We start from the raw sequence: 12,359 nt of genomic DNA, 5'->3' as shown, positions 1-12,359 counted from the left end.
ATTATTTACTGTAAGCTATGAATTAAACTCATTTAGAATACTCTAAGTGATATTGCATTTTAATTTTAATGGAGTTCGTATGTCAGATAAACCATCAGCGTCAGATGTTCAAAAACGTCCACCTAATAACAATCTACTTTTTGCCATTATTATTTTAGTGGTACTCGTATGCGCCGCTGCATTTGTATTGCTTAAGCCAAGCAACGAGGCAGAAGTGCTTACTGAGGTTGAGCCAGCACCAGTAGAGCAGCCTATGATGGAGTTAAAGCCAGAGAATGATCCTGTTTTAGATGTTCCATCAGTATTGCCAGATAAACCACAAGATTATGAAATGCCAGCGCAGCGTGATGCCGAGCCAGCAGCCGTGCAATTACCACCACTTGATGAAAGTGATGCAGTTGTTGTAGCAAAAATGGATGAATACTTAAGTGATTCGGTAATGGAGCTAATGATTACCGATGATGTTATTCGCCGTGGTGTCGTGTTTGTTGATAATTTAGCAAAGGGCAAAGTTGCTACAAAACATACACCAGTAATAAAGCCAGAAGAAAAATTTAGTGTCACAGAAGGTGATATTTTAACTATCGATCCTAATAGTTATGAACGTTACACCCCGTATGTAAAAATATTTACTAGTATGAGCGCCGCCCAAGCCGTGCGTTTATTTGAAGAATATAAACCGCTTATTAATAATGCCTATACAGAAATTGGTTACGGCGATAATGAGTTTACGCAAACGCTTGAAGATGCAATCGACTTATTACTCGATACACCAGAGCCAGAAGGTAACTTACCATTACTGCGCGATTCAGTAACCTACCAATATGCATTTGCAGAGTGGGAGCAATTACCCGCTGCACAAAAACAGCTTTTACGTATGGGCCCAGAGAACATGAAAAAAGTAAAAGCGGCACTGCGTAATATTAAAGCGCAGTTAGAGAGCAAATAGTAAACATAAAACAGTTTAAAAGGCCGCGATTGTATATGAAGTATGCAATCGCACTTTCTTTTTCGATTATCCCTTGAATAACGTAGCAAAAGTAGAGATAATCCCTCCCGCGCCAACCAAGGCCCTCAATGGTAGTCTTATTGGTCCTCTCGCAACACTAGCAGGCGAACCTGGTCAGGCCCGGAAGGGAGCAGCCACAGTTTGTGACGTGTGTGCCGAGATGTGGCTGGTAAGACTGCCACCCAAATTCCTCATTTGGGTGTTACAAATTTAATTTAATATACTTCATAAACATATCCTTTTTAAATAAAGCTATTAAAGCTTGCTTAACCATATTCTGATTTTTAAATTAGCTGTCTTAAGTATGATCATTTAAATGGAATTAAAAGCTTAATTTATGTCTACAGTTTCCAAAGTGTTTTTACCTGATGAGGGAAAAACTACACCTCTAATAAAATTCTATCTTTAGATGAAGCAAAACTATTCAAGCTTAGACGTTTTTGAGAGAGCCTGAAGGGTTAGGTAGTATTTTATGTATTACATGTTTTGAGCCTTTAATTCTTGCTGGTACTCCACCTGCGGCAACTTTTTAATTATGAACCAAGTTCAGTTTAGCCTTTGAATTCTGTAAGTTTGACATTTTACTACGGGTGATCAAGTTAATCCCGAGTAACAGTTTGAATTGCTATACATAGTAAGCTTTATTAAAGACGGTTTTATTGTTTGCTTAAGAATAATTGAAATTACTTAGCAACAGTACTATACATTTATGAATTTTTTAGTGGTATGTTAGTAGTAGATGGAGTTTTAAATAACAAAATGGTGCCAACCATTTTTAAAGGGATGTTGCATGGAATTCGTTTTTATAATTGCAGTTGTTATATTGATAATTTGGTTAATTACAAGTTCACGCTCAGATTCAAAAAAAACAAAGCCTAGAGTGCTAGGTAACCCGAGTCAAAATATAAAAGAAACTCGTGATGCGGCTGCTTCTAAACATTCTTTATCTAAGCCTTCTTTATCTAGACCTTCGAGTGACGTAACTAGCTCGATAGCTCCTATTACAACTACAAAAGCATCAGTTAGTGTTGAGTTACACGAACAAGCTACTGAATTAACCACAGCAAAGCAGACTAATCCAAAAACTCACACCACTGCTGTTAATAAACCTACGCCAATTATAGAGAGTGCCCATAGTGCAACACATTCCGAGGACGATTTTGCTACATTTAATATTTTTGAGAGCACAGAACCTCAAAATGCAAACATTAAAAGTACAAGAAAAGCCCAATGGCTTGATAAGAAGAAAGAAACTATTATACACAAGCGCAAGCTAAGAGGATTTATTTACTTAGGTGAAAAAATGGAGTCTCTTCGAGGTTATGACTCTGAGCCTGCATTATTAAACCCAATTTTACCCGCATCAACCCCTTTGGGGCATCAGCTAGGTTATTATACAGATGATTCACTTGGTTACTGGCCGAGTTATAACAGGCTTTCTAGACAGTGTAGAGGAGCCTACCTTGACTGGTTAGCAACCGACAGAAGCGCGGCCAATACCCCAGTAGGATTCGTGTTTTTGTACTTTTATGGACTTGAAAGATTTGTTATTGAAAATGGTCAAGTTGATAAAGTTGGAGATGAACAATTTGAAGACATTTTTTATGAAGTACTGCGTTTGCACAAGGTGTTTATTTCAAATCGTTCTTTTGCTGGTTACTCAGCAAACTTTTTGGAATTTATGTATTTACTTAAACCTGAATTATTTAAAAGTAAAAAACATATATTACCGAAGACGCGTCATTCACTACTTTTTAAATTACGTCTTTCAGAGCAAGTTGTTGCCACAGAAAGAGTGAGTGATGAACTAGCACTTGAGTGGATTAAAAATACAGACCAATACAATCTAAAAACAGCAGCTAGACGCTGCGATGTAGAGTTTGATTCACTTTTCAAACTTTACTACAAGCAAAAATTCCCAGAAGGGATGCAAGTAAAAGTAAATAAAACTAAATTAAACGCTGAGTACTTTGCTGCCAGTGGTGGCATCCCTAGCGTTAAAATTTTACTCGACGGTTTGCCTGACCCGAGCATATTAAAAGCACCTATAAAAAAGCTTATTCCAATAGCAGATATGGTCACTGAGGAACTAGCTAGCTATAGCCGTTATTTAGCTAAGACTAATACAAGCAAAGATGATTTAGCTGCATTAATACTGTTGCCTCGTGCCATCGCTAATAGCCAACCATCACCATTAATCGAAAAGTTTAAAACGTGGGCCCAAACTATCATTTTAGAACATGATGGGGTAACAAATGTAGCTGATTTTTGGTTGCAAACAGACTTACCAGCACCAAAAGCGATAAATAAGAAAGAAGGTGAGCTCATTTATAACTTAGCTAGCTTTGCTGATATTGGTATTGCGCCTGACTTACGTTATCACCATACAAAACCTAAATTAGATGGCAAACTTGTATTATTTTATCCAGGTCATGGGGAAGAGTTCGTCCCTAGCTATGCGTTTAATCAAGTCGGTGTCGCACTGCGCTTAGGTGCTATGGTTGCAAATATAGATGGAATTGTAGATGAGTCAGAAAGTTCAGAGTTAGAAAAGCTAATTGCTCATGATGAAAAATTAACGGATACAGAAAAGCGATCTCTAAAGGCTTATCTTACATGGCGATTAGTTACACCATCAGGTAATACGGGGTTAAAAAATAGACTTAATAATTTAGGTGTAAAAGAAATAGAATTTGTGAAACGGTTTATTCTGTCTATTGCGCTCGCTGATGGCAATGTTGATAACAAAGAAGTAAAGCAAATCGAAAAACTCTACACAAATTTAGGGTTGAATAAAGAGTCTGTTACGAGTGATATTCATCAGCTTACTACAAGTAGTCACCAACCAGCACTAAGTAATCAAAACTCATCAGAATTTAGCTTAGATGAAACAATATTAGCCCTTCATGAAAGCCAAACAACAGAAGCAAAAAATATGTTGGAACAGATCTTTATCTCAGGTGAAGATGAAAGCGATTATATTGAAGTCTCAGAGCTGACAAACGAAGTTGATGGATTAGATCTGGCTCATAGCCAGTTGTTTGAAAAGCTATGTGCTAAAGCGCAATGGGGTCGCGAAGAGGTAGCCCAAATGTGTAGTGAGCTAAAATTAATGGTCGATGGTGCTATAGAAACCATCAATGACTGGTCATTTGATTTAGTGGATGCACCAGTAATCGAAGACGATGGTGATATGTACATTGATGAAGAAATAGTCGAAGAGATAAGGGAGTTATAGCAATGGCAGCAAAAAAAATTAGAGCAAAAGAGCGCGATGCAATTATACAGTCTCTTAAATCGGGTGTTACCCCAAAAGTCGGCATACAGCATATACAAGTAGGCCGTGGTAATGAACTTAAGGCGCTCATTAAAGATATCGACAGAGTGACAGAGGGCGGCTCTGCTTTTCGGTTAATTATTGGTGAATATGGATCAGGTAAAACATTCTTTTTAAGTGTTGTAAGAGCGATAGCATTAGAGCGAAAGCTAGTTACTGTTAATGCGGATTTATCTCCCGACCGTCGTATTCATGCATCATCAGGACAAGCCAGAAACTTGTATTCTGAGTTAATGAGAAACATGTCTACTCGTAATAAGCCTGATGGTAATGCATTGACCAGTGTGGTTGAAAAGTTTATTACCGAAGCACGAAAAGAAGCTGATAATACAAGCAAGGAAATAACCACAGTGATCCACGAAAGGCTCGCGTCACTCTCTGAGCTTGTAGGTGGTTACGACTTTGCAAAAGTTATCGAAGCATACTGGACAGGCCATGAAACAGATAACGAGCAACTTAAAAACAACGCTGTAAAATGGTTAAGAGCAGAATATGCTACAAAAACAGATGCTCGCAAAGATCTTGGTATCAGAAGTATTATTTCAGATGCATCGTTTTATGACTCTCTAAAGCTTATGAGCTTATTTGTAAGGCAAGCTGGCTACGAAGGGTTATTAGTTAACCTCGATGAAATGGTAAATTTATACAAACTCAATAGCACCCAAGCACGATTATCAAATTACGAGCAAATTCTAAGAATACTCAACGACTGCTTACAAGGATCGGCTGAGTACTTAGGGTTTTTACTGGGTGGTACACCTGAGTTTTTACTTGATCCAAGAAAAGGCTTATATAGTTATGAAGCGCTGCAATCTCGCTTAGCTGGCAATACATTTGCAAAACAAGCTGGTGTTATTGATTACTCATCTCCAGCATTACATTTGGCAAGTTTAACGCCAGAAGAGTTATTCATATTACTTAAAAACCTTAGACATGTTTTCGCATCAGGGGATGAATCGTTATATTTAGTGCCTGACGAGTCCCTAAAAGCATTTTTAGTCCATTGCAGTAAAACAATTGGAGACGCTTACTTCAGAACACCAAGAAATACGATCAAAGCGTTTTTAGATATGCTTGCCGTGATTGATCAAAATCCAAACATTTCGTGGGACAGCTTAATAGAAAATGTTAATATAGCACAGGAAAAACCTTCCGATGTAGAGTTAGATATTGAATCTGAAGACGATGAGCTAGCTGACTTTAAATTATGATCAACGCACACGAAAAGCTCGATTTTCGCATTCAGCAGTGGATTTTTAAACAAGGTTGGGATCGACTTAGAGAGATACAATGTTTAGCAATTGATCCTATCCTCTCAGGCAATACTGATGTGCTTATTAGTGCCTCTACTGCCGCAGGTAAAACGGAAGCATTTTTTTTACCTGCAATAAGTAGTATCGCAGATGAAGTAAGCGGTGTGGGCATTTTATATATCAGCCCGCTAAAGGCGTTAATAAACGATCAAGACCGAAGACTCGAAAGCTTGTCAGATTTATTAGGCATACAAGTTACACCTTGGCATGGTGATAGCTCGCAAGGTCGAAAAAATAAGCTGAAACGAAATCCATCCGGCATGGTGTTAATAACGCCTGAGTCCCTAGAGTCATTATTAATAAGAGACAGTGGTTGGGTAAAATCTGCTTTTCAGAATTTAAAGCATATAGTTATAGACGAATTTCACGCATTTATTGGTACTGAGCGTGGCCATCACTTGTTGAGTTTACTGCACCGCTTAGAGCATCTGCTTGGCCGCGTAAACTCGCCAATACCCAGAACGGCTTTAAGTGCCACTTTAGGTGACCTAGAAAGTGTCCCAGCATCTTTAAGACCAAATAAATCACTACCTTGTAAAATAATAAAGCAAACGCAGTCTTCATCATCGTTAAAAATGCAAGTGAAAGGATACATTGAAAGCGCTGTAGTAACAGATGAGACGCTTACTGCGGAGCAAAGTGTATGTAACGATTTATATGGCCTTTGCCGTGGTGGAAACCACCTAGTATTTGCCAACAGCAGAAGCCGCACCGAAAGCATTGCAACTACTCTTGCAGAGATGTGTGAGAGCAACATTGTGCCTAACGAGTTTTTTCCACATCACGGCTCGTTAGCCAAAGAAATGAGAGAAACACTTGAAGCTCGGCTTCAGCAAGATCAAATTCCAACAACAGCAATATGTACTATGACTTTGGAGTTAGGTATTGATATAGGTAAAGTTAACTCTGTTGTGCAAGTTACTGCGCCACATTCTATTGCAAGCTTACGGCAGCGAATGGGTCGTTCAGGCAGGCGTGGTGGCGCTAGTGTTTTGCGAATGCTGATAACAGAGGCCGACCTTACAGAGCAATCAAATATTGCAGATAAACTTCGGCTTGAATTAGTTCAATCGCTGGCGATGATACGGTTACTGGTTGCAAGCAAGTGGTACGAACCCGCAGACACTTCGCTTTATCACTTTTCGACATTACTACATCAAGTCTTAGCGCTCATCGCGCAATGGGGTGGTATAAGAGCAGATCAAATCTACGTATTACTGTGCAAAGATGGGCCGTTTCAGCAGGTTAGTATTACCCACTTTAAAGGTTTGCTGTCTCACATGGGAAAAGTAGAGCTTATTACTCAGTTAGGGAGTGGTGAACTTGTTTTAGGCCACATGGGTGAAAAAGTAACAAATCATTATACGTTTTATGCGGTGTTTAAAACCCCTGAAGAATTTAGAATAGTGACTGGTAGTAAAACACTAGGGACATTGCCCATAGACAGCCTAATTTTAGAAGGGCAACATATTATATTTGCTGGCAAGCGTTGGGTTGTTGAGTTGGTTGATGCTGACAAAAAAGTGATTTCAGTACGGCATGCAAAAGGCGGGAAACCACCTAAGTTCGGTGGTACAGGGATGGCTGTACATGATGTAGTAAGGCAAGAGATGCTGACAATATTGAGAGAAGGAGATTACAGAATTCAAGTTGGCGAACAAAAAATTGAGTTTGGTGATGAGGTTGCTCAATCACTTTTCAAAGAAGCAGCAGGTTTTTTTCAAACAGCAAAACTTGATAGTACGCATTTTATACAGCATGGCAATATAGTAGTTATTCTGCCTTGGGCCGGAGATAAAGTTTTAAATACACTTGTTGCTGTACTTATTAACAAAGGTTTTGGTGCTGGCGCATTTGCAGGGGTGATAGAGGTTGAAAATGCTTTAGTAGAAGATGTTATTGATGCGCTTAAAAGCTTTGAAAATAACGAAACAATATCAGCAATTGATTTAGCTGAAGTTATCTCAGAAAAGGCCATTGATAAGTTTGATGAATATTTATCACAAAATTTACTCACACAAGGATATGCCGCTAGAGCATTTGACGTTGAGAAGACAAGGATATTAGTAAAAAAATTACTCTAAAGAAATCTCGCATCATAAAGCTAGTATTCGGTCACTTTATGTCACCTTATGCTTCAAACAACATTGGGTGTATAAACTAATTACTTATAACTAGGCCACTTTATAAACTACAATTATATTCAATTTATTTCTCTCTCATTATTCTACTTTTTTCCAATTTTAATCCCATACTTTAAATACTCACTTAAAACTTACGCTATATCAGCATATTAAATTTATATAAATGTTCGTACATTAAAGTAAATTACTACCATCAAGGCACTTTATTCTGTGTTTGCGTAACTTAATTTAGTAAATGCGACCTAAGTCTAGATTGCGAAGTGCGCTGTAATACTTAAAATAACGCCAAATTAAAAAGGGGCTCAGTAGTATGCAGTTAGAACGTATCCGCAATAGCAATCTGCACCAAAAAGTAATGTCAGCAGAACAAGCTAGCCAATTTATTAAAGATGGAATGACAGTAGGCATGAGTGGCTTTACTCGTGCTGGTGAAGCTAAAGCCGTGCCAAGAGCACTGGTTGAGCGTGTTAAAAATAATCCAATGAAAATAAACCTAATGACCGGTGCGTCGTTAGGTAATGATTTAGATAAACTACTTACAGAAGCGGGTGTGCTAGCCCGCCGTATGCCTTTTCAAGTAGATAGTACATTACGTAAAGCGATTAATAACGGCGAAGTAATGTTTATTGACCAGCATTTATCAGAAACCGTTGAGCAGTTGCGTAATCATCAATTAACTATGCCTGATGTGGCGGTTATTGAAGCGGTAGCCATTACTGAAGAAGGCCATATTGTGCCTACTACTTCGGTAGGAAACTCTGCAAGCTTTGCTATTTTTGCTAAAGAAGTGATTATTGAAATAAATATGTTGCACAGCCCTGAACTTGAAGGCTTGCATGACATATATATTCCTTCGTATCGCCCTGTGCGCCAACCAATTCCTTTAACTAAAGTAGATGATCGTATTGGTAGCACGGCTATTCCAATTGATCCTGCTAAAATTGTTGGCATTGTTTTTACTAATCAGAGCGATTCGTTTTCAACAGTTACCGACCCTGACGTAGATACAGCGGCTATTGCCAGCCACTTAGTGAGCTTTTTTAAAGAAGAAGTAGCACAAAAGCGTATGGCAGAAAACCTAGGGCCATTACAAGCAGGTATTGGTAATATTGCTAACGCGGTAATGATGGGATTGTTAGATTCTGATTTTGAAGATTTAACAATGTACTCAGAAGTATTACAAGATTCGACCTTTGATTTAATTGATGCCGGTAAACTTAAATTTGCTTCAGGCAGTTCAATTGTTTTATCAGAGCGTTGTAATGCAAAAGTATTTAATAACCTATCAGAATATAAAGATAAGTTAGTGTTACGTCCGCAAGAAGTGTCGAATCACCCTGAAATAGTACGCCGTTTAGGGATCATTGCCATTAATACTGCGCTTGAGTTTGATATGTACGGTAACGTAAACTCAACCCACGTTTGTGGTACTCGCATGATGAATGGTATTGGCGGCTCGGGTGACTTTGCACGTAATGCGCATTTAGCGATATTTGTTACTAAGTCGATTGCTAAAGATGGCGCTATTTCGAGTGTAGTACCTATGGTAAGCCACGTTGACCATAACGAACATGACGTTGATATATTAGTAACCGAGCAAGGCTTAGCCGATTTACGCGGCTTAGCGCCACGTGAACGTGCTGTACAAGTTATTAAGCACTGTGTGCACCCAGATTACCGTGATGCCATGCTAGATTACTATGAGCGCGCTTGTAAGCGAGGCGGACACACACCTCATTTACTAGAGGAAGCGTTTAGCTGGCATATTCGCCTTGAAGAGCAAGGCAGTATGAAAAAAGCCTGATAAATGTAATCCCAAATTGCACCAATCCATACAGTTAATCTGTTTTGGGTTTAATTAAACGCTCCTTTTAGGGGCGTTTTTTTAGCGCTACTCTACACAATTAATTAGCCACTTAGTCTTGAGTATTAAAAGGCCTAAATTCGGATAATAAATGCTGGCTAATTACCTTTAAGTAATCCATTAACACCTGGTATTAATGGGTTACTTAAACAGCCTCTAAAATCAAACTTAAGTAAGCTTTTTAGTTAGCCACATACCGCCTAGCACGGCCGCAAAAAACAACAAAAATTCCACTTTAAGAGACACTAATTGAACCAAGCCAGGGCCTGGGCATATGCCACTTAAACCCCAGCCTAAACCAAAGAGTATTGAGCCAGTAATTAAGCGTGCATCAATTTTTTTCAAATCACTTAAGTTAAATGATCCTGAAAGGAGTGGCTTCTCTTTTTTTGCAACCCATAACCACGTAAGCATCATTATTAGCATGGCAACAGCCATCACTATAATTAAACTTGCGTCCCATTGGTTCCCGTAGGTAAGAAAGTTAATTACTTTAGCGGGGTTTGTCATACCGCTAATAATAAGCCCTAAGCCAAATATAAAGCCTATAACAACCATCATAATTGCTTTCATTACTTATCCTACCAGGTTTGCTGTAATAATGGCGACGAGCATAAATGTACACGTTGCAACCCAAGAGCGGGTAGAAAAACGCGACATGCCGCACACGCCATGGCCACTTGTACATCCATTAGCTAAAGTTGTACCTACGCCAACTAAAAGCCCCGCAACAATAATAAGCCAAGGCGACAACTGTAATTCGCCTTCTAATAAAGAAGGCGCAAATACTCTTACAGCTACACCTGCTAACAACAACCCTAAAATAAAGTATAACTGCCAACGAGAGCCCGAATTTGCTTTAGCAAATACAGACTTAACAATGCCCGATATGCCTGCAATTTTTCCGTATAAAACCAGTAATAACGTACACGCTATACCTATTAATGCACCGCCTATTGCAGCCGACACTGGGGTGAATTCTGTTACCATTTTTTAAATTTCCCAAACAATAGAAACACCTAAACCGGTTTGTTTCATTTCGATTGATACTTGCTGATTTGGCGCTAAGTAGTTAGCACCCGTTACTTTTTTTGCAGGCGAATAAAAAGCCATAGCGTTTAATTGTACCTTGTTGGTAAAAGAATGGCTAAAGCCCGTTGTAAAATGCCACTCTTGAACGCCCGGCGCTAAAATATTTAATATAACTTGGGACGAAGGAATAGGTTGCTCGGTGTAAGACACCCCAAAGCGAATCTTTTGTTGCGATGTACGCTGCCACTGATAACCAAGCTTATAAATAGTCATATCGTTCCAGCCAAATCCAGCGCCGCCGTTAGCTCCTAAAGGCGCTGACATTAAGTTATTGATTGGATTTGCAATACTTTTTACTTCGCTGTAATTTATTTTTTGCCAATCAAATACCACCTGATTACTAGGTGTAAGCTTATAAGCTGCACCAAGTTGAAACGAACTTGGCAGATCAAATCCGCCTTGCTCTGCAAACAAACCTTTATAGCTATCAAACTCTTCCATCGACACTGCTGAGCGGTAACTTGCGCCTAAACTAAGCGATGAGTTAATTGCATGGCTTATACCTAATTGAACACCAAACCCTGTACTTGTATCTGTGCCATTATTAGTAAGCGCTTCTGGTGATTGCGAAAAAGGAGCAAAGTTTTCAAGCCCTTGTGCTTCAAACTGTTGCACCACGTAAATGGGGGATACACCAAGGCGTGTTTGTTCATTCAACTTATAGCTTAAGGTTGGGCTAATAAAGAGTTGCTTTAAATCAACGCCTGCCGTACCAGCGTAAAAGGTGCCTTCAGGAGCGGACTCTGCGCCGTACTCGGTATTCATACCGCCGTTGCCATACACTAATAAACCAATATTTACTTTTTCATTTAATTGATGACCAATAGCAAATTCTGGAATTGCAAACACGGTGTTGTCGCTTTTTTGTGTTTTTGCTGCAAGATAAAATGCGCCGGGGTAAAAAGTATCTACTTTTGATGCAGTGTATTTTCGCTCAGGAGAAAAAAGCTCTAAGCCCAGAGATAGCTGTGTTCCGTTTGGTAAAAAGGCTGCTGGATTATTAGCGCCAGACATTAGCTCTTCTGACAGCGCTACACCTGCGCCAGCCATACCTTTGTGGGTCATGCCGTAGCCGTGAGTAAAATAACCATTCGTAGCAAATGTACTAAATGAGCCCAACGCGCACGTTAAAGCTAAGCCTGATATTAACTGTTTTTTCATTTTGGTAGACACATAAAGTTGGAATTGGCGGACAATAGCTAACTTTTGATATTCTAAAAAGGAATTTAAATAGATTACTTATAATAAAAGGTAATAGAACAATGGCTATAAAGTTAAAATAAATGAGTATAGATTGCTAATTAACCTTTAGGTTATTTAAATCGCCATTATTAAATGGCGCTATTGTGTGCAAAGGCAAAGCGGCGACTAATATCACCGCTTTTAAAAATCACATAGATTCGAGCGTTTTACCGCGCGTTTCTTTAATGTATTTAACAACAAAAAACAGGCTTATAAGTGCCGATAACGCATAAAATCCGTAAGCACCGGCAAGGCCTATATTGGCAAGCATAATAGGGAAGGTCATAGTAATTGCAAAGTTAGCAATCCACTGCGCACTGGCGTCCACAGCAAGGGCTGCTGCATCATAATTAGCGTA

General features: G+C 39.0%; 8 protein-coding genes, 1 other RNA gene and 1 pseudogene. 6 read left to right on the top strand and 4 right to left on the bottom strand.

The annotated features are described in order from the left end of the window. Positions 1-79: 79 nt before the first annotated feature. The 6 genes from RB215_RS09845 (at position 80) to RB215_RS09820 (ending at position 9,607) form a co-directional block, all read left to right on the top strand. Positions 80-949: a DUF3014 domain-containing protein gene (locus RB215_RS09845; protein WP_086999367.1), complete on the top strand. Its 870-nt coding sequence runs from the start codon at positions 80-82 to the stop codon at positions 947-949. A gap of 138 nt (positions 950-1,087) precedes the next feature. After that, positions 1,088-1,184, top strand: an RNA gene (gene ffs, locus RB215_RS09840) — signal recognition particle sRNA small type. A 615-nt stretch (positions 1,185-1,799) separates the two neighbouring features. Further along, the gene (locus RB215_RS09835) at positions 1,800-4,247 is read left to right on the top strand and encodes a TerB N-terminal domain-containing protein (protein WP_309216296.1); all 2,448 of its coding nucleotides are present in this window, start codon (positions 1,800-1,802) and stop codon (positions 4,245-4,247) included. A 2-nt stretch (positions 4,248-4,249) separates the two neighbouring features. Beyond that, entirely contained in the window at positions 4,250-5,557 is a 1,308-nt protein-coding gene (locus RB215_RS09830; protein ID WP_086999318.1) for an ATP-binding protein, read from the top strand. After that, complete coding sequence (locus RB215_RS09825; protein WP_309216295.1) at positions 5,554-7,743, top strand: DEAD/DEAH box helicase; 2,190 nt, start codon at positions 5,554-5,556, stop codon at positions 7,741-7,743. Before RB215_RS09830 ends, RB215_RS09825 begins: the two co-directional genes overlap by 4 nt. A gap of 370 nt (positions 7,744-8,113) precedes the next feature. Next, a complete protein-coding gene (locus tag RB215_RS09820; RefSeq protein ID WP_011328660.1) occupies positions 8,114-9,607 on the top strand; it encodes an acetyl-CoA hydrolase/transferase family protein in 1,494 nt (497 codons plus the stop codon). A 228-nt stretch (positions 9,608-9,835) separates the two neighbouring features. Here the strand turns inward: RB215_RS09820 and RB215_RS09815 are convergent, their stop codons facing one another. From RB215_RS09815 to RB215_RS09800, 4 genes and pseudogenes are all read right to left on the bottom strand, one after another. Then, a complete protein-coding gene (locus tag RB215_RS09815; RefSeq protein WP_309216294.1) occupies positions 9,836-10,240 on the bottom strand; it encodes a DUF6691 family protein in 405 nt (134 codons plus the stop codon). A 3-nt stretch (positions 10,241-10,243) separates the two neighbouring features. Next, positions 10,244-10,657, bottom strand: a complete 414-nt coding sequence (locus RB215_RS09810) for a YeeE/YedE thiosulfate transporter family protein (RefSeq protein ID WP_309216293.1) — start codon at positions 10,655-10,657, stop codon at positions 10,244-10,246. 3 nt (positions 10,658-10,660) lie between these two features. Beyond that, a complete protein-coding gene (locus RB215_RS09805) occupies positions 10,661-11,920 on the bottom strand; it encodes an outer membrane protein transport protein (protein ID WP_309216292.1) in 1,260 nt (419 codons plus the stop codon). 229 nt (positions 11,921-12,149) lie between these two features. Then, positions 12,150-12,341, bottom strand: a pseudogene (locus RB215_RS09800) (MFS transporter); the annotation flags it as partial. Positions 12,342-12,359 lie beyond the last annotated feature (18 nt).

This window comes from Pseudoalteromonas sp. HL-AS2, from assembly GCF_031198805.1.
GTDB classification, from domain to species: domain Bacteria; phylum Pseudomonadota; class Gammaproteobacteria; order Enterobacterales; family Alteromonadaceae; genus Pseudoalteromonas; species Pseudoalteromonas nigrifaciens.
This window is presented reverse-complemented; position numbering and strand designations above follow the sequence as displayed.

Excerpts from the sequence above, each read along its gene's own strand:
- RB215_RS09845 (WP_086999367.1), top strand. The coding sequence starts at position 80 with ATGTCAGATAAACCATCAGCGTCAGATGTTCAAAAACGTCCACCTAAT.
- RB215_RS09835 (WP_309216296.1), top strand. The coding sequence starts at position 1,800 with ATGGAATTCGTTTTTATAATTGCAGTTGTTATATTGATAATTTGGTTA.
- RB215_RS09830 (WP_086999318.1), top strand. The coding sequence starts at position 4,250 with ATGGCAGCAAAAAAAATTAGAGCAAAAGAGCGCGATGCAATTATACAG.
- RB215_RS09825 (WP_309216295.1), top strand. The coding sequence starts at position 5,554 with ATGATCAACGCACACGAAAAGCTCGATTTTCGCATTCAGCAGTGGATT.
- RB215_RS09820 (WP_011328660.1), top strand. The coding sequence starts at position 8,114 with ATGCAGTTAGAACGTATCCGCAATAGCAATCTGCACCAAAAAGTAATG.
- RB215_RS09815 (WP_309216294.1), bottom strand. The coding sequence starts at position 10,240 with ATGAAAGCAATTATGATGGTTGTTATAGGCTTTATATTTGGCTTAGGG.
- RB215_RS09810 (WP_309216293.1), bottom strand. The coding sequence starts at position 10,657 with ATGGTAACAGAATTCACCCCAGTGTCGGCTGCAATAGGCGGTGCATTA.
- RB215_RS09805 (WP_309216292.1), bottom strand. The coding sequence starts at position 11,920 with ATGAAAAAACAGTTAATATCAGGCTTAGCTTTAACGTGCGCGTTGGGC.